The 22,045-nt window shown below is 72.8% G+C and carries 22 protein-coding genes and 1 riboswitch; of the genes, 11 read left to right on the top strand and 11 right to left on the bottom strand.

Features of this window, described 5'->3' with window-relative positions; genetic code table 11:
* Nucleotides 1-316 precede the first annotated feature (316 nt).
* Entirely contained in the window at nucleotides 317-1,678 is a 1,362-nt protein-coding gene (locus tag AVW11_RS19520; protein WP_381788290.1) for a class II 3-deoxy-7-phosphoheptulonate synthase, read from the top strand.
* 163 nt (nucleotides 1,679-1,841) lie between these two features.
* Complete coding sequence (locus tag AVW11_RS19515) at nucleotides 1,842-2,108, top strand: (2Fe-2S)-binding protein (protein ID WP_030850153.1); 267 nt, start codon at nucleotides 1,842-1,844, stop codon at nucleotides 2,106-2,108.
* Between the two features lie 73 nt (nucleotides 2,109-2,181).
* Here the strand turns inward: AVW11_RS19515 and bfr are convergent, their stop codons facing one another.
* A complete protein-coding gene (bfr, locus tag AVW11_RS19510) occupies nucleotides 2,182-2,658 on the bottom strand; it encodes a bacterioferritin (RefSeq protein ID WP_030850155.1) in 477 nt (158 codons plus the stop codon).
* A 173-nt stretch (nucleotides 2,659-2,831) separates the two neighbouring features.
* Here bfr and AVW11_RS19505 point away from each other — a divergent pair, with 173 nt between their 5' ends.
* Nucleotides 2,832-3,464, top strand: coding sequence for a sulfite oxidase-like oxidoreductase (locus AVW11_RS19505; RefSeq protein WP_030850157.1), 633 nt, complete (start codon nucleotides 2,832-2,834; stop codon nucleotides 3,462-3,464).
* A gap of 61 nt (nucleotides 3,465-3,525) precedes the next feature.
* Here AVW11_RS19505 and AVW11_RS19500 read toward each other — a convergent pair whose 3' ends face one another.
* The 5 genes from AVW11_RS19500 to thiO all read right to left on the bottom strand — a co-directional run bounded on the left by AVW11_RS19500 (nucleotide 3,526) and on the right by thiO (nucleotide 8,693).
* Nucleotides 3,526-4,386, bottom strand: a complete 861-nt coding sequence (locus tag AVW11_RS19500; protein ID WP_076044978.1) for a deoxyribonuclease IV — start codon at nucleotides 4,384-4,386, stop codon at nucleotides 3,526-3,528.
* Nucleotides 4,387-4,392: 6 nt separating this feature from the next.
* The gene (gene pknB, locus AVW11_RS19495) at nucleotides 4,393-6,306 is read right to left on the bottom strand and encodes a Stk1 family PASTA domain-containing Ser/Thr kinase (protein WP_030850161.1); all 1,914 of its coding nucleotides are present in this window, start codon (nucleotides 6,304-6,306) and stop codon (nucleotides 4,393-4,395) included.
* 208 nt (nucleotides 6,307-6,514) lie between these two features.
* Nucleotides 6,515-7,309, bottom strand: a complete 795-nt coding sequence (locus AVW11_RS19490; RefSeq protein WP_076044976.1) for a thiazole synthase — start codon at nucleotides 7,307-7,309, stop codon at nucleotides 6,515-6,517.
* A gap of 5 nt (nucleotides 7,310-7,314) precedes the next feature.
* Nucleotides 7,315-7,515, bottom strand: coding sequence for a sulfur carrier protein ThiS (gene thiS / locus AVW11_RS19485; protein WP_030850167.1), 201 nt, complete (start codon nucleotides 7,513-7,515; stop codon nucleotides 7,315-7,317).
* The gene (gene thiO, locus AVW11_RS19480; protein ID WP_076044974.1) at nucleotides 7,512-8,693 is read right to left on the bottom strand and encodes a glycine oxidase ThiO; all 1,182 of its coding nucleotides are present in this window, start codon (nucleotides 8,691-8,693) and stop codon (nucleotides 7,512-7,514) included. The genes thiS and thiO overlap by 4 nt, the downstream gene beginning before the upstream one ends.
* Nucleotides 8,691-8,802: riboswitch (TPP riboswitch) on the bottom strand. Its footprint overlaps the gene before it by 3 nt.
* Before the next feature lie 81 nt (nucleotides 8,803-8,883).
* On the opposite strand from thiO, the gene AVW11_RS19475 reads away from it, so the two are divergent.
* The 5 genes from AVW11_RS19475 (at nucleotide 8,884) to AVW11_RS19455 (ending at nucleotide 13,320) form a co-directional block, all read left to right on the top strand.
* A complete protein-coding gene (locus tag AVW11_RS19475) occupies nucleotides 8,884-10,104 on the top strand; it encodes an NAD(P)/FAD-dependent oxidoreductase (protein WP_076044972.1) in 1,221 nt (406 codons plus the stop codon).
* Nucleotides 10,105-10,191: 87 nt separating this feature from the next.
* Nucleotides 10,192-10,557, top strand: coding sequence for an Rv2175c family DNA-binding protein (locus AVW11_RS19470; RefSeq protein WP_030850176.1), 366 nt, complete (start codon nucleotides 10,192-10,194; stop codon nucleotides 10,555-10,557).
* Between the two features lie 76 nt (nucleotides 10,558-10,633).
* Complete coding sequence (gene thiE, locus AVW11_RS19465; protein WP_030850178.1) at nucleotides 10,634-11,269, top strand: thiamine phosphate synthase; 636 nt, start codon at nucleotides 10,634-10,636, stop codon at nucleotides 11,267-11,269.
* 230 nt (nucleotides 11,270-11,499) lie between these two features.
* Nucleotides 11,500-12,414, top strand: coding sequence for a methylenetetrahydrofolate reductase [NAD(P)H] (gene metF, locus AVW11_RS19460; RefSeq protein WP_030850181.1), 915 nt, complete (start codon nucleotides 11,500-11,502; stop codon nucleotides 12,412-12,414).
* Between the two features lie 42 nt (nucleotides 12,415-12,456).
* A complete protein-coding gene (locus AVW11_RS19455; protein ID WP_076044970.1) occupies nucleotides 12,457-13,320 on the top strand; it encodes a hypothetical protein in 864 nt (287 codons plus the stop codon).
* A 22-nt stretch (nucleotides 13,321-13,342) separates the two neighbouring features.
* Here AVW11_RS19455 and AVW11_RS19450 read toward each other — a convergent pair whose 3' ends face one another.
* The 5 genes from AVW11_RS19450 to AVW11_RS19430 all read right to left on the bottom strand — a co-directional run bounded on the left by AVW11_RS19450 (nucleotide 13,343) and on the right by AVW11_RS19430 (nucleotide 17,589).
* Entirely contained in the window at nucleotides 13,343-14,761 is a 1,419-nt protein-coding gene (locus AVW11_RS19450) for a phytoene desaturase family protein (RefSeq protein WP_076044968.1), read from the bottom strand.
* A gap of 36 nt (nucleotides 14,762-14,797) precedes the next feature.
* On the bottom strand, nucleotides 14,798-15,424 hold the full coding sequence (locus AVW11_RS19445) for a DUF4126 domain-containing protein (protein ID WP_030850189.1): 627 nt from the start codon (nucleotides 15,422-15,424) through the stop codon (nucleotides 14,798-14,800).
* A gap of 107 nt (nucleotides 15,425-15,531) precedes the next feature.
* On the bottom strand, nucleotides 15,532-15,933 hold the full coding sequence (locus tag AVW11_RS19440; RefSeq protein WP_030663992.1) for a DUF3040 domain-containing protein: 402 nt from the start codon (nucleotides 15,931-15,933) through the stop codon (nucleotides 15,532-15,534).
* A gap of 293 nt (nucleotides 15,934-16,226) precedes the next feature.
* Nucleotides 16,227-16,985: a class I SAM-dependent methyltransferase gene (locus tag AVW11_RS19435; protein ID WP_076044966.1), complete on the bottom strand. Its 759-nt coding sequence runs from the start codon at nucleotides 16,983-16,985 to the stop codon at nucleotides 16,227-16,229.
* A 73-nt stretch (nucleotides 16,986-17,058) separates the two neighbouring features.
* Nucleotides 17,059-17,589 carry an SAV_6107 family HEPN domain-containing protein gene (locus AVW11_RS19430; protein ID WP_076044965.1) on the bottom strand — a complete coding sequence of 177 codons (531 nt, stop codon included), beginning with the start codon at nucleotides 17,587-17,589 and terminating at the stop codon, nucleotides 17,059-17,061.
* 149 nt (nucleotides 17,590-17,738) lie between these two features.
* Here AVW11_RS19430 and AVW11_RS19425 point away from each other — a divergent pair, with 149 nt between their 5' ends.
* Genes AVW11_RS19425 through AVW11_RS19415 form a run of 3 tightly spaced genes read left to right on the top strand, consistent with a single transcriptional unit; the run spans nucleotide 17,739 to nucleotide 21,461 of the window.
* A complete protein-coding gene (locus AVW11_RS19425; RefSeq protein ID WP_076044963.1) occupies nucleotides 17,739-18,734 on the top strand; it encodes an ATP-binding cassette domain-containing protein in 996 nt (331 codons plus the stop codon).
* Entirely contained in the window at nucleotides 18,706-20,799 is a 2,094-nt protein-coding gene (locus AVW11_RS19420) for a YhgE/Pip domain-containing protein (protein WP_060178161.1), read from the top strand. Before AVW11_RS19425 ends, AVW11_RS19420 begins: the two co-directional genes overlap by 29 nt.
* A 29-nt stretch (nucleotides 20,800-20,828) precedes the next feature.
* Nucleotides 20,829-21,461 (top strand): TetR/AcrR family transcriptional regulator, encoded by a 633-nt coding sequence (locus AVW11_RS19415; protein WP_076044961.1) that lies wholly within the window; start codon nucleotides 20,829-20,831, stop codon nucleotides 21,459-21,461.
* The last annotated feature ends 584 nt before the right edge of the window (nucleotides 21,462-22,045 follow it).

Below are 22,045 nucleotides of genomic sequence, written 5' to 3'. Positions count from 1 at the left end.
TCGGGGGAGGAGCGGCTCTCGCTGCCGGCGCCGAGGCCGGGAACGCGCGAAGGCCGCCCCTCGGGGGCGGCCTTCGCGTCGTGCGTGTGTCGTCAGGTACGCGCAGGAAGTGGGCCGCCGGGAGCGGGCCACCACCAGTTCTGCTGCGAGTGCGCGTACATGCGGTCAACCCTAGCCCAGAGCGCCGCCGACGCCCGCGATCCGTCCCGGACCCCCGGCTGAACCATGGATTCCGTTCCCTGGGGCGTCCACGGCCTTCGAGAAATCCGTCTCACGTTGTGGGCGGGGGGCCGGATGCCACCCGTAACGCCGTAATGTGTACGAGGTGACCGTGAACGCTGAAAACCAAGCCCCCGCCGCCAAGGCGGCCTGGCGAGACCTTCCCGCGGCGCAGCAGCCTTCGTACCCCGATGCCGAGGCTCTGCGCGCTGTCGTCGCGGACCTCGAGTCGTATCCTCCGCTCGTTTTCGCGGGCGAGTGCGACCAGCTGCGTGCCCGTCTGGGAGCCGTCGCCAAGGGCGAGGCGTTCCTGCTCCAGGGTGGCGACTGCGCCGAGGCCTTCGACGGTGTCTCCGCCGACCACATCCGGGCCAAGCTCAAGACCCTGCTCCAGATGAGCGCCGTCCTGACGTACGCGGCCTCCGTGCCGGTCGTCAAGGTCGGCCGCATCGCCGGCCAGTACTCCAAGCCGCGCTCCAAGGACACCGAGACCCGCGACGGCGTCACCCTGCCGACCTACCGCGGCGACTCCGTCAACGGCTTCGCCTTCACCGAAGAGGCCCGCGTCCCGGACCCCGAGCGGCTGAAGCGCATGTACAACGCCTCCGCCTCCACGCTCAACCTGGTGCGCGCCTTCACCACCGGCGGTTACGCCGACCTGCGCCAGGTGCACGCCTGGAACCAGGACTTCGTGAAGTCCTCCCCGTCCGGTCAGCGGTACGAGCAGCTGGCCCGGGAGATCGACAACGCGCTGAACTTCATGAAGGCCTGCGGCACCGACCCGGCCGAGTTCAAGGCGGTCGAGTTCTACGCCTCCCACGAGGCGCTGCTGCTCGACTACGAGGGCGCGCTGACCCGCACCGACTCGCGCACCGGCAAGCTGTACGACACCTCCGGGCACATGGTCTGGATCGGTGAGCGCACCCGCCAGCTGGACCACGCGCACATCGAGTTCTGCTCGCAGATCGCCAACCCGATCGGCATCAAGCTCGGCCCCACCACCACGGTGGACGAGGCGCTGACGTACATCGACCGCCTGGACCCCGAGCGCGAGCCGGGCCGGCTGACGTTCGTCGTCCGCATGGGCGCCGACAAGGTCCGCGACAAGCTTCCCGAGCTGGTCGAGAAGGTCACCGCCTCCGGTGCGATCGTCGGCTGGGTCACCGACCCCATGCACGGCAACACCTTCGAGGCGGCCTCGGGCCACAAGACGCGCCGCTTCGACGACGTGCTCGACGAGGTCAAGGGCTTCTTCGAGGTCCACAAGGGCCTCGGCACCCACCCGGGCGGCATCCACGTCGAGCTCACCGGCGACGACGTCACCGAGTGCGTGGGCGGCGGCGACGAGATCTTCGTCGACGACCTGCACCAGCGCTACGAGACGGCCTGCGACCCGCGGCTCAACCGCAGCCAGTCGCTGGACCTGGCGTTCCTGGTCGCGGAGCTCTACCGCGACTAGTCGTCGCGATCAGTAGGTGCGTTCCTACGACTGTGGGGCGCGGATCGATGTGATCCGCGCCCCACTGTCGTACCCGGGTCTTTTAGGTCACCCTAACTTTGGGTACGGTTAGGTAAGCCTCACCGAATCGGGGATGGCTCGCCGCACCACTCAGCGCCAGGAGGTGAACCGCGTGTACGTCTGCTCTTGCTTCGGGATCACCGACAAGCAGGTCAAGGAACACGCGGCTGCCGGGGCCTGCACGCCCCGCCAGATCGCCTCGGCCACCAAGGCCGGCACCGACTGCGGCTCCTGCGTGCGCACCATCCAGGGCATCCTCGGCCGCGGGGCGTGCCCGCGCAGGGAGCTGCTGGAGAAGGGCGACGCGGTGTCCGTGCTCGCCGCCGACGCGGATCCGGCACGCTCGCCCGAGCTGGCGGAAGCGGCCTAGCGAAGGCTCCGGCGCCCGGGCCCGGCCTCGGACCGGCACACGGAACCTGCCCGGAGCGGGTCCGCCGGAAGGGTCAGCTCGGCTGCTCGATGAGCTGCGCGATGTACAGCGCCTCGCCCAGGGACTCGACGAGCTCCAGCTGGGTGTCGAGGTAGTCGATGTGGTGCTCCTCGTCCTCCAGGATCTCCTCGAAGAGACGGGCCGAGGTGATGTCGCCCTTCCCGCGCATGACCTCGATACCCCGCTTGAGACGGTCGATGGCCTCGACCTCGACCTGGCGGTCCGCCTGGAACATCTCGGTGATCGTCTGCCCGACGCGCACGTGGAAGAGACGCTGGTAGTTCGGCAGACCGTCGAGCATCAGGATGCGCTCGGTGATCTTGTCCGCGTGCTTCATCTCGTCGATGGACTCTTCACGCGTGTACTTGGCGAGCTTGGTCCAGCCCTTGTTGTCCTGGATGCGGTAGTGCAGCCAGTACTGGTTGATGGCCGTCAGCTCGCCGGTCAGCTGCTCGTTCAGAAACTCAAGGACCTCGGGGTCGCCCTGCATCGCAGAGGCTCCTTCCAGGCAATGTCAGCTATGTGACGGGGCAGTTGCGCGCATCCTTGCACCGCCGCTGAGGGCCGTCCAGTAAGTGCCTCCTTAGTGGGAGTTACCGTGACTTGCCCGAATCGGCCCGGACCTGGTCATGACCACCCTGCCCAGTCTGTCACCATGGAGTCATGGGTCAGCCGGAAAGCCGGGAATCTCCGGGAGCAGAGCAGCTGGAGCTTCCACCGGGGCAGCGGCTGCAGAAGGGCTGGCCCGTCACCCATTACGGTCCCGTGCCCAAGTTCAAGCCGGACCGCTGGGAGTTCCGCGTCTTCGGCGCGACCGCCGACGGCGACAAGCACTGCTGGAACCACGAGGAGTTCACGGCCCTGCCGTTCACCTCTGTCGTGGCCGACCTGCACTGCGTCACTAAGTTCAGCATGCAGGGCGCCGAATGGGGCGGCGTGCTCGCCCGCGACGTGCTGGCCCTGGCACCGCCCGCGCCGCAGGTCACGCACGTGATGGTGTGGGCCGAGTACGGCTTCAGCTCCAACCTGCGACTGGCCGACTTCGCCTCCGACCGGACCGTCTTCGCCACCCACGAGGGCGGCGAACTGCTCACCGCCGAGCACGGTTTCCCCGTCCGGCTCGTGGTCCCGCACCTGTACGCCTGGAAGGGCCCCAAGTGGGTCCGCGGCATCGAGTACATGACCGCCGACCGCCGCGGCTTCTGGGAGGAGCGCGGCTACCACAACATCGGCGACCCCTGGCGCGAGCAGCGCTACTCGTACCAGGAGGAGCCCGGGGACGGCCCCGAACTCTAGGGGCGGCAGTCACCCGGACGGTGTACCCGCGACGACGGGGACAGCCCTCAGGGGCAGCGGATCACCGGGAGCCGCGCAGCTCCTTCAGCAGCGCCACGTCCGTCGCGTGCCCTTCCTTGCCGCCCGGCGTCTCGATGATCAGCGGTACGCCGTCCATCGCCGGGTGCGTGCACAGCTCGGCGAAGGCGTCCCGGCCGATGTGGCCCTGGCCGATGTTCGCGTGCCGGTCCTTGTGCGCGCCCACGCCCTCCTTGGAGTCGTTCGCGTGGACCAGCTTCAGCCGGCCCTCGCCCACGGTGTCCACCAGCAGGTCCAGCGTCACCTTCGTCCCGCCCGGCTCCGCCAGATCGTGACCGGCCGCGAAGATGTGGCAGGTGTCCAGGCAGATCCCCAGCTTCGGATGGTGGTCCAGCGCATCGAAGTACGGTCCGAAGTCCTCGGCGAGCGAGCACAGCGAGGAACCCTGCCCCGCCGTCGACTCCAGCAGCAACAACGGGTCGTCGTCGTGCGTCAGCTCGTCCAGCAGCGGCAGCATGTACTCCCTGACCTGCGCGTACGCCACCTCCCGCGGGCGGCCGCCGGTCGCCGAGCCGGTGTGGACGACCACCCCGAGCGCGCCGATCCGCCGGGCCCGGCGCAGCGAATGGCGCAGGGACTCCACCGACTTCTCCACGGTGGCGGCGGTGTGCGAGCCGAAGTTGATCAGATACGGCGCGTGCACGTAGGCCGGAATGCCCTCCCGCGCGCACTCCTCGCGGAACCGCTCGTCCTGCGCCGGATTGCCGACCGGGGTGGCCCAGCCGCGCGGATTGGCGACGAAGACCTGGACCGCCTCGGCGCCCATCTCCCGGGCGTACGTCAGCCCGACCGAGGCGAGACCGCCCGCGACGGGGACGTGCCCGCCCACTGGATTGCGTACCACGTGCGCTTACAGTCCCTTGGTCCGGATGGTGATCGTGAGGCCCTCGGCGGCGGTCTGCCCCGGCAGCACCGACTGGGCGTCCACGGTCCTGCTGAAGGAGATCAGCGGCCGGTCCACCTTCACCTTGAAGCCCGCCGCCTCCAGGGTCCTGCGAGCCGTGTCCACGTCCTGGCCGACCACGTTCGGGACCGGCAGCTGGCGCGGGCCCTTGGACACCGTCAGCGTGACCGTGTCCCCGGCCGCCGCCTGGGTGCCGGCACCGATCGACTGGTTGGCGACCGTACCCGGATCCGACGGTGCGTTGACCTGCTCGGGAGCTGTCGCCACCTTCAGGCCCAGACCCTCCAGGGTGGCCTTCGCCTGCTCGAAGGGCAGACCCGTCACCCCCGGCACCGGCACCGGCCGGCCCTTGCTGACGACGAACGAGACCGCCGTGTCGGGCGCCCGCTTCTCGCCGCCCGCCGGATTGGTGCTGATCACCGAACCCTGGGCGACGTCCTGGCTGAAGGCCTGCGTGACGATCCCGGGGGCCAGCCCGGTCCGGGTCAGCTCCTCCTTGGCCTCCTCCAGGGGCCTGCCCTTCAGGTTGGGCACGGACACGACCTCGGGGCCGCGGGAGATCGTGAGGGTCACCGCGCCGTTGCCGCGGATCCGCCGGCCGCCCGCAGGGTCGGTGTTCATCACCGTCCCGCGCTCGAAGGCGTCGCTGAACTTCCGCTCCACCCCCTTCACCCCGAGACCGGCCTCGGACAGCTGGGAGCGGGCCTGCGCCTCGGTCTTGCCGAGCAGGTTGGGGACCTTGGTGAACTGGCCGGAGTTGATGTACCAGACACCCGTGCCGATGCCCAGCGCCAACAGGACGCCGACGACCACCAGCAGCACCCCGCGGCGCGGCCGCGCCGCGGGCGCCGGCCGGCGTCCGGGCGGAGCGGGCTCGTCCAACGGGGGCGTCTCGAACCGGGAGGTGAGGTTCAGGGGCTGCGCGGCCACCGGGCGCGGGATCACGCCGGTGCGGTCCTCGGCGGACGACCGCTCCACGGCGTACGCCTGCGGCGGTACGGCGTCCAGCTCGGCGTCCGTGAGTTCCGCGCGGGCCTCGCGGGCGAGGCCGAAGAGAGCGGCCGCGTCGTACGGGCGCAGGTCGGGGTTGCGGGCGGTGGCCGACGCCACGAGCCCGTCGAGACCGACGGGCAGCCCGGGCACGGCGGCGGACGGCGGCGGGACGTCCTCGTGCAGGTGCTGGTAGAGCACCTGCGCGGGGGTGGCGCCGTTGTGGGGCTTGGAGCCGGTGAGCATCTCGTAGAGGACGACACCGCAGGCGTAGACGTCCACGCGGGTGTCGGCGACGCCGTTCTCGATCTGCTCGGGCGCCAGGTAGGAGACGGTGCCCAGGACCGAGCCGGTGGTGTTGGTCACCGAGTCCACGGACCGCACGAGCCCGAAGTCCGCGACCTTGACCCTGCCGTCGTCGCCGATCAGGACGTTCTCCGGCTTCATGTCGCGGTGCACGAAGCCGGCCCGGTGGGCGGCGCCGAGAGCGGCGAGGACCGGTTCGAGGATGTCGAGGGCCGCCCGCGGCTGGAGCGCCCCGCGCTCGCGCAGCACGTCGCGCAGGGTGCAGCCGGAGACGTACTCCATCGCCAGGTAGACGTACGGCCCGTCCGTGCCCTGGTCGAACACGGCGACCACGTTGGGGTGCGCGAGCCGCGCCACGGACTTCGCCTCGCGGATGAACCGGTCGACGAACGCGGCGTCGGAGGCGAGCGCCGGATGCATCACCTTCAGGGCGAGGATCCGGTCCAGGCGGGTGTCGACGGCCCGGTAGACCGTGGCCATGCCGCCGGCCGCGATGCGGGCATCGATGCGGTAGCGGTCGTCGAGCACGCGCCCGACGAGCGGGTCTTCCAGGGTCGTATCCACCCGCCGATTCTACGAGCCGGCGCCGGTACCCCGGCGGGGGTGCCCGCCCTTGCAGCGCAGCTGTGACGTGGAGAGGGCCGGGTCGGGGCGCTCCACCCCCTCGGCCCCCGCACCGCGGGCAGGTGGCTGCCCACCCGCCCCACCGGCCGTGACCAGCACGATCGGGGTCGGAGCACGCTGTGCCGGGGGCGCCGCCCCCGGCGGGTCCTCAGAACGCCGGGCGTTCCGGGTCCAGGGTCGCGCGGCCTTCCGTGGGTGAGGAGGGTTCGGCGAAGCGGCGCTGGGGGATGCGGCCCGCCCGGAAGGCGAGGCGGCCCGCCGAGACGGCGTCCCGCATGGCGGACGCCATCAGGACCGGCTCCTGCGCCCGGGTCACGGCCGAGGCCAGCATCACCGCCGCGCAGCCCAGTTCCATCGCCAGGGCGGCGTCGGAGGCCGTGCCCGCGCCGGCGTCGAGGATGACGGGGACCGAGGCGCGCTCGGTGATGAGCTCGAAGTTGTGCGGGTTGCGAATGCCCATGCCGGAGCCGATGGGGGAGCCGAGCGGCATGATCGCCGCGCAGCCCACGTCCTCCAGCTTGCGCGCGAGCACCGGGTCGTCGTTGGTGTACGGCAGGACGGTGAAGCCCTCGTCGACCAGGACCTCGGCGGCGTCCAGCAGCTCGACGCCGTCGGGCAGGAGCGTCCGCTCGTCCGCGACCACCTCCAGCTTGACCCAGTCGGTGCCGAGGGCCTCCCGCGCGAGCCGGGCCGTGAGGACGGCCTCGCCCGCGGTGAAGCAGCCGGCCGTGTTGGGCAGGACGGAGATGCCCAGCTTGGTGAGGACGGAGAGGACCGAGCCCTGCACCGTCGGGTCGAGGCGGCGCATGGCCACGGTGGTGAGTTCGGTGCCGGACGCGACCAGGGCGCGTTCGAGGACGTCCAGGCTCGGGGCGCCGCCCGTGCCCATGATCAGGCGGGAGGAGAAGGTCCGGTCGCCCAGTGTGAAGAGGTCGTCGGCCATGGCGGTCAGCCTCCCTGGACCGCGGTGAGGATCTCCACGCGGTCGCCGTCGCCCACGCGGGTGTCCGGCCACTGCCCGCGGGGGACGACGGTCTCGTTGAGTGCGGCGGCCACCCCGGAGGGGGCCGCGGTCAGGGTGGCGACGACGGCGTCGAGCGTGGTGCCGGCCGCGACCTCGCGCGGCTCGCCGTTGACGGAGATGGTCATGCGTACGACTCCTGAGGTGCGGCGGAGAAGCGGCGGGGGGTGAAGGGGCGCGCGATCTCGGGCAGTTCGCCGGTGACCAGCAGCTCGGCCAGTACCTCGCCGGTGAGCGGGGTCAGCAGCACCCCGTTGCGGTAGTGCCCGGTGGCCAGGTGCAGGCCGGGCAGGTCGGTGGGGCCCAGCAGCGGGGCGTTGTCGGGTGAACCGGGGCGCAGTCCCGCCCGGGTCTCGGTCAGCGGGAGCTCGGTGATGCCGGGGACCAGTTCGTGGGCGTCGCGAAGGAGTTCGTAGACCCCGCCCGCGGTGACGGTGGTGTCCCAGCCGAGTTCCTCGCTGGTGGCGCCGATGACGAGTTCGCCGTTCTCGCGGGGCACGAGGTAGACGTGGCTGCCGCGCACGACCGCCCGTACGGTGCGGGAGAGGAACGGCGCGTACGCGGGGGGTACGGCGAGCCGCAGCACCTGCCCCTTGACGGGCCGTACGGGGGGCAGCACCTCGGGGGGTACGCCCGCCAGCCTGCCGCTGAGCGAGCCCGCCGCCAGGACCACCTGGTCGGCGCGCAGTTCCGTGCCGTCGTCGAGGAGGGCGCCGGCCGCCCGGTCCGCGGTGGTGAGGAGCTGCTCGGCGGCGGCCCGGCGGATGGTCACTCCGGCGCCTTCGCAGGCGGCCAGCAGGGCGGCGGCGAGCCGGCGCGGGTCGACCTGGTGGTCGCCGTCGACGCGCAGGCCCCCGCGGACGCCGGGGGCCAGCATGGGTTCGAGGCGGCGGCACTCGCGGCCGGTGAGCCATTCGGACTCCAGGCCGCAGCGGCGCTGGAGGGTGTGGAGTTCGCGCAGGTGGAGGCGGTCGTCGGCGTCGAGGGCGACGGCGAGGGTGCCGCAGGCGCGGTAGCCGATGTCCATGCCGCCGCTGGCGGCGGCGAGCTCGGCGGCGAACTGCGGATAGCGTGCGCAGGAGGCGAGGCCGAGGCCGAGGAGGGCTTCCTCGCCGTAGTGGAGTTCGGTGACGGGGGCGAGCATGCCGGCCGCGACCTGGGCGGCGCCGCCGCCGGGTGCCGGGTCGGCGAGTACGGTGCGCAGTCCGCGCTCGGCGGCCCGCCAGGCGGTGACCAGGCCGATGATGCCGCCTCCGATGACGAGGACGTCGGATCCCCGGTCGGTTCCCTTCCGAGATGAGTGCATGGGCGTCCAGCCCCTCCCTTCGCCGGCATGACCCGGATCAGGTTCGTACGGTCGGAGGCCGGCCAGCCTCCCTCTCAGCCCGGTGCGCCGGACTCCCGCGATAGGTACGGTGGCCAGACTATCCCGGCGGTGGACGGCGGGTAAGGCGGCACCTGTTCCTGACGGAGCGTCAGATGACTAGGGTGGCCGCGTGAGCGAGCAGACGGAATCGAATCAGCGCGGCGTCGTGATCGCCGGCGCCGGAATGGCCGGGGTGCAGACCGCGGTCGCCCTGCGTGAACAGGGCTTCACCGGCCCCGTGACCCTGCTGGGAGCCGAACCCCACCAGCCCTACGACCGGCCCCCGCTGTCCAAGGCGGTGCTGCTCGGCAAGGCCGAGGACTCCGCCTTCGACGTGGACTTCGACGGCCTGGGCATCGAGCTCCGGCTCGGGACGGAGGTCACCGGGCTGCGGGCCGCCGACCGCGAACTGGACACCGAGGCGGGACCGGTCCCGTACGGGGTCCTCGTCCTGGCGACCGGCGCGCAGCCGCTGACCCTGCCCGGCGCCGAGGGCGTCCCGGGCGTCCACCTGCTGCGCACGCTGGACGACGCGGCGCGGCTGCGCCCGGTCCTGGCGGCCTCGTCCCGCATCGTGGTCGTCGGCGCGGGCTGGATCGGCGCGGAGTTCGCCACCGCGGCCCGGGAGGCCGGCTGCGCGGTGACCGTCGTCGAGGCGGCGGACCGGGTGCTGGCGGGCGCCCTGCCCGCCGAGGTCGCCGAGCCCATGGCGCGCTGGTACGGGCAGGCCGGCGCCGAGCTGATCACCGGCGCGAAGGTGGCCGCGGTCGAGGAGGGGCGGGTCCTCCTGGCGGACGGGCGCGCCCTGCCCGCCGACGCGGTGGTCGTGGGGATCGGCGCACGGCCCGCCACCGGATGGCTGGCCGGGTCCGGCGTGGAACGCGGCGCCGACGGCTCGGTCACCGCCGACGCGCACCTGCTGACCTCGCTGCCGGGGGTGTACGCGGTCGGCGACTGCGCCTCCTTCCCGTCCGGGCGGTACGGGGCGCGGCTGCTCGTGCACCACTGGGACAACGCCCTCCAGGGGCCGAGGACGGTCGCGGCGAACATCCTGGCCGGGAGGCCCACCGCGGTCTACGACCCGGTGCCGTACCTCTGGTCCGAGCAGTTCGGGCGCTTCGTGCAGTACGCCGGCCACCACGAGGGGGCCGGCACCCCGGTGTGGCGCGGCGACCCGGCCGAGGAGACCTGGTCGGTGTGCTGGCTGCGCGACGGCGCCCTGGCCGCGGTCCTCGCCGTCGGCCGCCCCCGCGACCTGGCGCAGGGCCGCAAGCTGATCGAGACGGGCGCCCCGGTGGACCCGGCCAAGGTCGCCGACCCGGGCACGCCGCTGAAATCGGCCACCGCGTAGCCGGCGGCCCGGGCGGTCGCGGCGGGCACGCGCCACGGACGGGCCGCCCGGGTACCGGCTGTCGGTGGGAGGTGGCAGGCTTGGCCTGTGACCGAGATTGACGCAAAGATCGATTCCCTCGTCCCCGACTGGCTGTACCTCCCCGACATCGCGGAGATGCTGGGTGTCGAGGTGACGCGGGTCCGCCAGATGGTCAAGGAAGGGCAGCTCATCGCCGTGCGCCGGGGCGAGAACCGGGCCCTGCAGGTTCCTGCCCCCTTCATCGACGGCGACAAGGTGGTCAAGGGCCTCGTAGGCCTGCTGACCGTCCTGCGCGACGACGGCTTCTCCGACGAGGAGATGCTGGAGTGGCTGTTCACCGCCGACCCGACCCTGCCGGGTACCCCCGCCCAGGCGCTGAGCGAGAATCGCGGCACGGAGGTGAAGCGCCGCGCTCAGGCGCTCGCCCTCTGACCTGATCCGCAGTAGCTCCGCCGCGGTGTACGGGCCCCGTGCCCGTACACCGCCTCCATCCACGGGGGGTACACCCATGCAGCTGTCCGACGCCCGGCTCTACCTGTGCACGGACGCCCGCAAGCGGCAGGGTGACCTCCCCCAGTTCCTCGACGCCGTCCTGGCCGGGGGCGTGGACATCGTCCAGCTCCGCGACAAGGGCATGGAGGCGGGCGAGGAGCTCGAACACCTCCAGGTGTTCGCGCAGGCCGCGCGCCGCCACGGCAAGCTCCTCGCCGTGAACGACCGCGCCGACGTCGCCCACGCCATCGGCTCCGACGTGCTGCACCTGGGTCAGGGCGACATCCCGGTGCCCGCGGCCCGCGCCATCCTCGGCGGGCAGGTGCTGATCGGCCGCTCCTGCCACGCGGAGGACGAGGTCGCCGCGGCCGCCGCCGAACCGGGCGTGGACTACTTCTGCACCGGCCCCTGCTGGCCGACCCCCACCAAGCCCGGCCGCCACGCCCCCGGCCTGGACCTGGTCCGCCACGCGGCCTCGCTGCGGCAGGACCGGCCCTGGTTCGCCATCGGCGGCATCGACGCCGCGAACCTGGACGAGGTCCTGGACGCCGGCGCCACCCGCGTCGTGGTGGTCCGCGCGCTCACCGAGGCCTCCGACCCCGGGGCCGCCGCCGCTGACCTCGCCAAGCGCGTCCGCGCCCGCCTCGGCTGAGCCCCGGCCCACCGCCGACCCGCCGCCGGCCGACCGCGGGCCGACTGCCGGGCCGCCCGCCCGGGCTGCGGCCGCACGGTCCCGTCCGCCCGGTCAGCCCGGTGGCATTCCGCGCCGCCATAGCCCGTAGAAGCCCCTTCCGGCCAGAGGTCCGGCCGCAGGTGTCCAAAAACGTGTCCAAAAGGCGGACGCCGCTTCGGGGAGCGCCGGGGCGCGTCTAACCTGCCCACATGGCCTCTGGTACCGCTTCCACCTGGTCGGACCGTGCACACACGGTCCGCGACCTCCTCGCGTCCGGGCGCTCGTACTCCTTCGAGTTCTGGGCCCCGAAGACCGAGAAGGGCGAACGCAACCTCTGGAACGCCCTGCGCAGGGTCGAGGCGGTATCCCCGAGCTTCGTCTCCGTGACCTACGGGGCCGGCGGCTCCACCCGCGGCGGCACCGTCAAGGCCACCCAGGAGATCGCGGCGGACACCACGCTGACCCCGGTCGCGCACCTGACCGCCGTGGACCACTCCATCGCCGAGCTGCGCCACGTCATCGGCCAGTTCGCCGACGCCGGGATCCGCAACATGCTGGCCCTGCGCGGCGATCCGCCGGGCGACCCGATGGCCGAGTGGGTGGCCCACCCCGAGGGCGTGCACTACGCGGCCGACCTGGTGCGGCTGCTCAAGGAGTCGGGAGACTTCTGCGTCGGCGTCGCGGCCTTCCCCGAGATGCACCCCCGCTCGACGGACTGGGATACGGACATCCGGCACTTCGTGGACAAGTGCCGCGCCGGAGCCGACTATGCGATCACCCAGATGTTCTTCGATCCGGAGAATTATCTGCGACTGCGCGACAGCGTCGAGAAGGCGGGCTGCGACACCCCGATCATCCCCGAGGTCATGCCTGTTACGGGTATCAAGCAGCTCGACCGACTGCCCCAGCTGAGCACCGCGGTCTTCCCCGCGGACGTGAAAGAGCGCATGCTCGCCGTCAAGGACGACCCGGCCGCTGTACGCTCCATTGGCATCGAGTTCGCCACGGAGTTCTGCGCGCGGCTGCTGTCCGAGGGTGTACCGGGACTGCACTTCATCACGCTGAACAATTCCACGGCGACTCTCGAGATCTACGAGAACCTGGGCCTGCACCAGCGGGCCTGACCGGCCGCACCCGTGTGACGGCCGTACCGAGAGGGGCCTTGCATGGGTATGACGGTCCTCTACATCGCGTTCGGAATCGTCGCGTTGTGGCTGCTTGCCGAGGTACTGATGCAGTACAAGGCCCGGCTTCGCTGGCGCCTGCTCGCCTTCGCCGGCTTCCTCGGCGTGGTCGCCGGCGTGATACTGCCCTCGGTGCCGGTCATCGGCGCCGGCGCGGCCGCGTTCGCCGTGGGCCAGACCCTGGTGACGCTCTCCTTCCGCAAGGGCTTCGTCGCCGGCTGGGCGCTGCGCCGCGGCGGGGAGCCCGTACGGCAGGCCAGACGCCGCAGAGGCGGGGCCGCCGCGCCGGAACCGGCGCTCCAGGTCACCGCCCTGGAGTACGGCGACGCGGACGCGGCCCCGGACGAGCGGCCGTTCCAGGCCGCGGCCGAAGAGGTCTACAGCCCGCAGCCGGTGCCCGAGGACACCGGGTCCTACGGCATACAGAGTTTCGCGACGCCGGCCCCCGAGGCCGACCAGACGGCGGCCTTCGCCTCGCCGTTCACCACCGCCGAGCAGGACGCCCACCAGTACGCGGCGTACTACGACCAGCACAACCAGGGCGGCTACGACTACTCCGGCGGCTACCCGGCGGGCGACCAGCAGCAGGTCTACGCCGCCTACTCGGACCCCTACATCGGCACCGGCGGCGCCGTCGTCCCGCCCCAGCCGTACGACTACGCCCCGTACGCCGACTACGGTCAGCAGCAGCAGTACTCCACGGACACCCCGCCCGGCGGCGTCTGGGTCCCGCAGCAGCGGTCCACCGACGGGGCCGGCCAGCCCTACCCGGCGGACGGGCAGGGCGAGCCGCCGCAGCAGTACCCGTACCCGCAGCAGGGCGAGTACGGGCAGTACCGCTACTGAGCCGGCCGGGGCCGCGGCCGGGTCACCGGGAGCCGCGGAAGCCCGCGCCCTCCACGATCAGCCCGGCCACCAGGGCCCCGGTCATCCCGGCGTGCGCGAGCCCGCCGCCGGGGTGCGCCCAGCCGCCCGCCAGGTACAGGCCGGGCACGGCCGTGGTGTTGGCCGGGTACAGCAGCCGGCCCCCCGCACCCGCGAGGGCGGGCGGGGGCACCGCGCCGCCCGGAGCGCCGGTCGCCGCCTCCACATCGGCCGGGGTGCGCACCTCCTGCCACAACAGCCGCTCCCGCAGGCCCTGTACGGCCTTCTCCGCGAGGTTCAGCAGCTCCTCGGGCTCCGAGGTCCCCGGGCCGTGCACGGCGCTCACGGTGACCGCCTCGTGCTCCGCGTCGGGCCGCGTGGCGGGATCGTCCGGCCGCATGACGGTGACCTGCGCCCCGGCGGCGTGCACGAGCGTGCGGTGCACGGTCCCCGCGGGCCGGGCGCCGCGCAGCGCGAGCAGCACAGTGATCCGGCCGGGCACGTCGTCGCCGCGGGCGGGCACCGCCCCGGCGGGCCACGGCAGCGAGCCGGCCGGCAGCGTCCGCGGGTCGATCCCGCAGACGACGCAGTCGGCCTCCGCCTCGGTGCCGTCGGCCAGCAGCAGGCCGGCCGCCCGGCCGCCCCGGACCAGGACCTCGCGCACGTCCGCCCCGAAGACGAAGGCGACCTTCCGTTCCAGGCAGCGCTCGTACACGGCGGTGGCCAGCGCCCGCATCCCCCCGCGCACGTACCAGCTGCCGAAGGTCTGCTCCATGTACGGCAGCACGGCCGCCGAGGCGGGAGCGGTGGCCGGGTCGAGGCCGTAGCCGCGGACCACGCCGGCCAGCACCTCGCCGAGGTGGCCGCCCAGCTCCCGGCCGGCCACCTCGGCGAGAGTGGGGCTGCGGCGGCGGAGCAGGCCGCTGCGCCGCAGGGCCGGGTACGGGTCGCCGCCCAGCGCCTGCCGGGCGTCGTCGGGCAGGGGTTCCTCCAACAGCGGGCGGCGGGTGGCGTCCCAGGCATCCCGGGCCCGGCCCAGCACCTCGTTCCAGCGCTCGCCGGCGCCCCGGCCGAAGGCGCCGTCGAGGGCGGCGGCGACACCGCCGTGCGAGGCGCCGGGGAGGGTGACGTCGATGCCGTGGCCGGGCAGGACGTGCCGGACGGCCGGATCCACCTGCGCCATGTCGACGCAGTCCTCCAGCGGCCGCTTGCCGGTCTTGACGAAGAGGTCGCGGTAGACGGCGGGCAGGTGCAGCAGCCCGGGACCGGTGTCGAAGGCGAAGCCCTCCCGCTCGTACCGGCCCACGGCCCCGCCGTAGGTCGCGCCCCGCTCGAACACCGTCACCTGGTGCCCCGCCACGGCCAGCCGGGCCGCCGTCGCCATCGCGCCCATGCCGGCGCCGATCACCGCAATTCGTGCCATGCGGCCGAGCCTATGACCCCGTGCGGACGCCCGCGCTCAGCGGGGTGGCGCCCCCGTCACCTCGCGGGCCTCGGCGGCCAGCCGCTTCTCCTCGCGGCGCTGGGCGCGGCGGCGCAGGAAGCGGCGGATCCGGCTCCAGAGGAAGACCACTATGGCCACTCCGACGACCAGCAGGGAGCCCGCGATGATCGCGGCGGGGACGGGGTAGAAGATCGCCAAGGTGACGAGGCCCGCCACACCGAGGTCCTCGGCGATGCTCATGGCCACGTTGGTGAACGGCTCGGGCGAGGTGTTGATCGCCATCCGGGTGCCGGCCTTCACGAAATGGCTGGCCAGCGCCGTGGTGCCGCCGACCGCCCCGGCGGTGATGTCGGAGAGCGAGCCGCTCTGCCCGGCCAGCAGGGCGCCGATCACCGCACCCGTCAGCGGGCGGACCACGGTGTGGACGCCGTCCCATATCGAGTCGACGTACGGGATCTTGTCGGCGACCGCCTCGCAGAGGAAGAGCACGGCGGCGGCGATCAGCACGTCCGTGCGCTGGAGGGCCGCGGGGACCTCGTCGGTCAGGCCGGTACGGCCGAAGATGCCGAGCAGGAGGACCACGGCGTAGGCGTTGATCCCACTGGCCCAGCCGCTGGTGAAGACCAGGGGGAGCACACTCATCGGATCATCATGCCGTACGGCGGCACCCGCGGGCCCGAGGTCCGCGCAGAACAGTGAGGGGACGGCCGCACGGCGGCGGCCATCCCCTCACTGACGTGTTCCGGGGGCTACTGCCCCTGCTCGTCACGGCGGCGCTGCCACCGGTCCTCGATGCGGTTCATCATCGACCGGCGCTGCCTGTTGTGGCCGCGGGCCGAACCGCCGGTACTTCCGGAGACGGGCTGCTCGCCGGGCTTGGGTGCCTTGCGCCAACCGGTGACCACGAGGACCGTACATCCCAGCATGACGAGGAAGCCCACCACGCTGATCCACAGCACGTTCGGAATGATCACACCGGTCATGAGGAGCGCGATACCCACCACAATGCCTGCGACTGCCTGGTAGACCCGTCGCCGGGTGTACGTACGCAGACCGCTTCCCTCAAGCGCTGTCGCGAACTTGGGGTCTTCGGCGTACAGCGCTCGCTCCATCTGCTCGAGCATTCGCTGCTCGTGCTCCGAGAGCGGCACGGGAGTCCTCCTCATCCGTCGGTCGCGGGGGTAGCGACCAGGGGTCCCCTTCAGGATAGGCGGGGAATCGCCCCCGTGACACCCGCCCTCAACGCACGTTCCAAAATGACACAGCACAGAAAGACAGAGCCGGTAAAGCCACTGCGTGAAAACCGTACCGCCGCGGGAGCGGTCACTGAGGCCGTTATTCCCCAATGGCCCGTTCACCATGCCGGTCACTGCTCCCGATCATACGGGGCGGACCGGCCGAACGGAGGGTGAGCGGCCGACCGGCTGCGGGCCGGAGCAGCAGTTCAGGCCTGCTTCTCGCCCAGGACGTGCAGCTGCGTGGCCACCGCGTGGAAGGCGGGCAGCTCCGCCGCGGCCTCCTCCAGGCGCAGCAGCGCCTCCACCGCGCCCGGCTCGGTGTCCACCAGGACGCCCGGAACGAGGTCGGCGAAGATCCGCACGCCGTGCACCGCGCCGACCGCCAGGCCGGCGCCGCCGACCAGCTCGGAGAGCTGCTCGCCGGTGAAGCGGCGCGGTACCGGGTCGCCGGAACCCCAGCGGCCGGCCGGGTCGGTGAGGGCGTTACGGGCCTCCGTGAAGTGCCCGGCCAGCGCGCGGGCGAGGACGGCCCCGCCGAGGCCCGCGGCCAGCAGGCTGAGCGTGCCGCCGGGGCGCAGGGCCGCCGCGACGTTGGCCACGCCCTCGGCCGGGTCGTCCACGTACTCCAGGACGCCGTGGCAGAGCACCACGTCGTACGCGCCCCGCTCGACCACTTCCAACAGGCCCTGGGCGTCGCCCTGGACGCCGCGGACCAGGTCGGCGAGGCCGGCCTCGGACACCCGGCGCTCCAGCCCGAACAGCGCGTTCGGGCTGGGGTCGACCACGGTGACCCGGTGGCCCAGGTGGGCCACCGGCACGGCGAACTTGCCGGTGCCGCCGCCGGTGTCGAGCACGTCCAGCACATCCCGTCCGGTCGCCTTCACCCGGCGGTCGAGCGCCTCCTTCAGGACCTCCCACACCACGGCGGTGCGGAGGGAGGCACGGGGGCGGGAAGTGTCCGACACGGCTGATGTCTCCTCGGCGAGGGAAGGGTGAGCGGTCCGTGCCCCACCCTATTGCCTTCCACAGCCGAGCAGGTCATCCCGCGTCCGGACGCTCCGGCCGCGGCTGGGGCAGGGTCTGCGCCGAACTCCGGGGCAAGGTCTGGGGCGGGCCGTGGGGCGGTATCGGGTCGGGCACCCGGACGGCGAGCATCCGCTCCACCAGGCGCAGGAACATCGAAGCGGCGCGCAGCAGGTCGTCCGCGTCTCGGGCGCTGGCCGCGTCCGCCACCCCCGCCTCGGCCCGGGCCCGGCGGGCGGCACCGGAGGCGAAGAGCGCGCTCCACTCGGCCAGCTCCGGCGCCAGCTCCGGCAGGACCTCCCACGCGCTGCGGATCCGCGGCCGCCGCCGCGGGTTCGCCGGCTCGGGGCGGGCGCGCGCCGCGAGCACGGCCGCGGCGGTGCGCAGTGCGCTGAGATGGGCCGTGGCGTAGCGCTCGTTGGGCCGGGTCAGCAGGGCGGCCTCGGCCAGGCCGCGGCGGGCCTTGGCGAGGAGGTCGAGGGCGGCCGGAGGGGCCGTCGACTTCCGCAGGACGGGGTGGACAGGGGACGGGGACGGTGTGGCCATGGCGAACCTCCTGTCGATGCGTTGCCACAATCGCCCTGACCTGCGTGTTTTCCGTCAAATGCACAGCAACTGCCCCCTCCTGCGCGCCTGGTGCGGAAGGAGTGGTAGTTTTTGAACTGACCGGTCAGTTCAAAAAGAAGGGGGATGGCGTGGACAGCCCGCACGGCGCGGCCGTCAAGGCCGAGGACTTCGGACTCAAGGGACCGCGCGGCTGGGCCTTCCGGGGGATCGGCCTCGACGCGGCGCCCGGCTCGCTCATCGCGGTCGAAGGCCCCTCCGGCACCGGCCGGACCTGTCTGCTCCTGGCCCTCACCGGGCGGATGAAACCCACCGAGGGCCACGCCGAGATCGGCCGCCACCGGCTGCCGAAGAAGATGGCGGCGGTCCGCCGGATCGCCGCCCTCGGCCCGGTCCCCGGGATCAACGACCTTGACCAGTCCCTCACCGTCGCCGAACAGCTGCGCGAGGGCGTCCTGCTCCAGCGCCACTACGGCGCCCCGATCCGCTCCCTGCTGCGCCCCCGGGCGGAGCGCCGCGCCACCGCGGCCGCCCGGATCGAGGCCGCCCTGGACGCCGCCGGGCTGGACCTCGCCACGCTGCCCAAGGGCGAGCGCACCACCGTCCGGGACCTGGAGCGCCTGGAGGCCGTACGGCTGTCCGTGGCGATCGCCCTGCTCGGCTCCCCGAGGCTGCTGGCCCTCGACGACCTCGACATCAAGCTCTCGGACACCGAACGCACCGAGGTCTGGGCCCTGCTCCGCTCGATCGCCGCCCGCGGGGTCACCGTCCTCGCGGTGTGCAGCGAGGCCCCCGCCGACGCCGTGGTCCTGCGGACCGGCCCCAAGGAGGACGGCGGCGCACCCGAGGCGAAGCAGCCGACCGGCGCCGCCGGCACCCCGAAGATCACGTGGGGCACCCGGGCGAAGGACGGCGCCGAGGCCGACCGGGACGCGGAGGCGGAGGCGGACGCGGACGGTCACGCGGCTGTGGAGAAGGACTCCGGCGAGCGCAAGGACGCCGCGGCCGACGCCGAGAAGCCCGCGAAGGCCGACGACGGCAACGACAGCAACGACGACAGCAACGACGACGACAACGACGACACGAAGGGGGCGGACGATGCGCTCGCCGAAGCTGGCCGCGCTTGAGCTGAAGCGGTTCGGGCGGGGCAAGCTGCCCCGGGCCGCGCTCGTCGCGCTGCTCCTGCTGCCGCTGCTCTACGGAGCCCTGTACCTGTGGTCCTTCTGGGACCCGTACAGCCGCCTCGACAAGGTGCCCGTGGCCCTCGTCAACTCCGACCGGGGCGCGACCGTCGACGGCAAGCACCTGGACGCGGGCGGTGAGATCACCAAGAAGCTCCGCGACAGCAAGACCTTCGACTGGCGGGAGGTGAGCGCCGAGAAGGCGGCCAAGGGCCTGGAGGACGGTACGTACTACCTGACCCTGACCATGCCGGCCGACTTCAGCGAGAAGATCGCCTCCAGCTCGGGCGACGACCCCGCCACCGGGGCCCTCCAGGTCCGCACCAACGACGCCAACAACTACGTCGTCGGCTCGATCTCGCGCTCCGTCTTCTCCGAGGTCCGCTCGGCGGCGTCCGCCAACGCCTCCCGCGGTTTCCTCGACAAGATCTTCGTCAGCTTCTCGGACCTGCACGACAAGACCGCCGAGGCGGCCGACGGCGCCGACAAGCTCAAGGACGGGGCGGGCAAGGCCCAGGAGGGCGCCAAGGAGCTCGCCGACGGCCTCGACACCGCCGGGGAGAAGAGCGGAGAGCTCAACAGCGGCCTGAAGAAGCTCAACGCGGCCGCCGCCAAGCTGGAGACGGGCACGCGGGACGTCGCGAACGGCACCCAGGTCGTCGCCGACAAGGTCAACGGCGCGGCCGACAAGGCCCGCCCGTTCGTCAAGGACCCCAAGAGCCTCGCGGCCACGGCCGAGCTGGTCGCCGACAGTGCGAAGGTGGTCAACCAACACCTCGACAAGTTCGTGGAGAAGGCCCCGGCCGCCGCGGCCGTCGCCAAGCGGGCCTCCACCGGCGCCGACGCCTACTACACCAAGCACTGCGTCACCCCCGGCGCCGAACCGCACCTCGCCTCCTGCCCCGACCTGAAGAAGGTCCGGGACGACACGGCCCAGGCCGCCGAACTCAGCGGCGACGTCAGCACCCTGGCCAAGAGCGCGGGCGGGGACATCGCCAAGCTCCGCACCCAGCTCACCGACCTGGAGAACAAGGCCCGCGAGCTCGCCGACAAGGCCCCCCACCTCGCGAGCGACCTCGACGCGGCCGTCGCCAAGGTCAACGCCCTCAACACCGGCGCCCACAAGGTCGCCACCGGCATGTCCCAGCTGCACACCGGCCTCGGCACCGCCACCACCGGCTCCGGCGCCCTCACCGACGGCGTCGGCAAGCTCGGCGACGGCGCCCACCGCCTCGACGGCGGCATGTACAAGCTCGTCGACGGCACCGGCGAGCTCGCCGGCGGCCTGCACGAGGGCGCGGGCAAGATCCCCGACTACGACCAGCAGCAGCGGGACGCCCGCACCGAGGTCATGGCCGACCCGATCAAGCTCGCCAACCAGTCCCTGCACAAGGCGCCCAACTACGGCACCGGCTTCGCGCCCTACTTCATCCCGCTGTCCCTCTGGGTCGGCGCGATGGTCGCCTACATGCTGATCGCCCCCATGAACAAGCGGGCGCTGTCTGCGGGCGCCTCGCCCTGGCGGATCGCCCTCGCCGGCTGGCTGCCCGTCATGGGCATCGGCGCCGCCCAGGTCGCCCTGCTGATGTCCGTGCTCCACTGGGCGCCGGGCCTCGGCCTGAAGATGGCCAACCCGGCCCTCACCATCGGCTTCCTGCTGCTGGTCACCGGCTGCTTCGGGGCTATCATCCAGTGGCTCAACGCCAAGTTCGGCGCGGCCGGGCGGATCCTCGTCCTCGCCGTCCTCATGCTCCAGCTGACCTCGGCCGGCGGCACCTACCCCGTCCAGACCAGCCCGGACTTCTTCAACGCCGTCCACCCGTACCTGCCGATGTCGTACGTCGTGGAGAGCCTGCGCCGCCTCATCACCGGCGGCGACCTCACCCCGGTCTGGCAGGGCAGCCTGGTCCTGGTGGCCTTCACGGTCGGAGCCCTCGCCCTGACCGCGCTCGCCGCCCGGGGCAAGCAGGTGTGGACCATGGACCGACTGCACCCGGAACTGAGCCTGTAGGGATGTGTTGACCTGTGACAATCAGCGCCATGGACAGCAGCAGCACCGGTACGGGTACCGGCGGGGGCCGTCGTGCGGCCACCCGGCAGAAGCTCTACGAAGCGGCCGTCACCCTGATCGCCGAGAAGGGCTTCTCCGCGACCACGGTCGATGAGATCGCCGAGCGGGCGGGCGTGGCGAAGGGCACGGTCTACTACAACTTCGCCAGCAAGAACGAGCTGTTCGAGGAGCTGCTGCGGCACGGCGTCGGACTGCTGACGGCATCGCTGCGGACGGCCGCGGAGGAGACCGAGGCGCACGGCGGCAGCCGGGTCGAGGCGCTCGACGCGATGATCCGGGCCGGCCTGGTCTTCATCTACCGCTACCCGGCCTTCACCCAGCTGTACGTCGCCGAGCTGTGGCGGACCAACCGCACCTGGCAGTCCACCCTGATGGTGGTCCGCCAGGAGGCGGTGGCCGTCGTGGAGAAGGTGCTGCGCGAGGGCGTCGAGCGCGGGGAGCTCAGCTCCGAGATCGACGTACAGCTCACCGCGGCCGCGCTGGTGGGCATGGTGCTCGTGGCCGCCCTGGACTGGCAGTCCTTCCAGCGGGAGCGGTCCCTGGACGACGTGCACTCGGCGCTGTCGCTGCTGCTGCGCGGCCGGGTCAGCGGAAACCGCTGACCTGCGCGGCACCCCCCAGTCGGCGGTGCCGGGCGTGCGCGGCAGCCCGTACAACTGGTGGGGCCCGCCGCGGCCGCTGAGTATCCGTACCTAGGCGCGGAAATGAGTAGGCACGCGGATGGGCTCCCACCTGCGCGGACGCCAGACTGGGAGCCACGGACGGGAGACCCGGTCCGCACCGCCGACACGGGGCTGCGGAGCGGACCGGGCACCTCTGTCCGGAACCGGGAGGAAGCACGGGGGCCCGGTGGGAAAGCGCGGACGCGGCGCGGCCCGGGGGGATCGGGCCTCGCCGCGTTCTCGCGTCCGCGGGTTCGGCGGGTTTCCGGGCCGGCCCGGCCCCCCTGCCGGGGCTCCGCCCCCGGCCCCGCGCCTCAAGCGCCGGCGGGGCTGAAAGGGCGGGCTCGGCCCCGGGCCCCGCGCCTCAAGCGCCGGCGGGGCTGAGTGGGCGGGGCTCGGCCCCGGGCCCCGCGCCTCAAACGTCGGCGGGGCTGAGTGGGCGGGGCTCCGCCCCGGACCCCGCGCCTCAAACGTCGGCGGGGCTGAGTGGGCGGGGCTCCGCCCCCGGCCCCGCGCCTCAAACG

It is taken from the genome of Streptomyces amritsarensis (assembly GCF_001953875.1).
GTDB lineage: Bacteria > Actinomycetota > Actinomycetes > Streptomycetales > Streptomycetaceae > Streptomyces > Streptomyces amritsarensis.
This window is presented reverse-complemented; position numbering and strand designations above follow the sequence as displayed.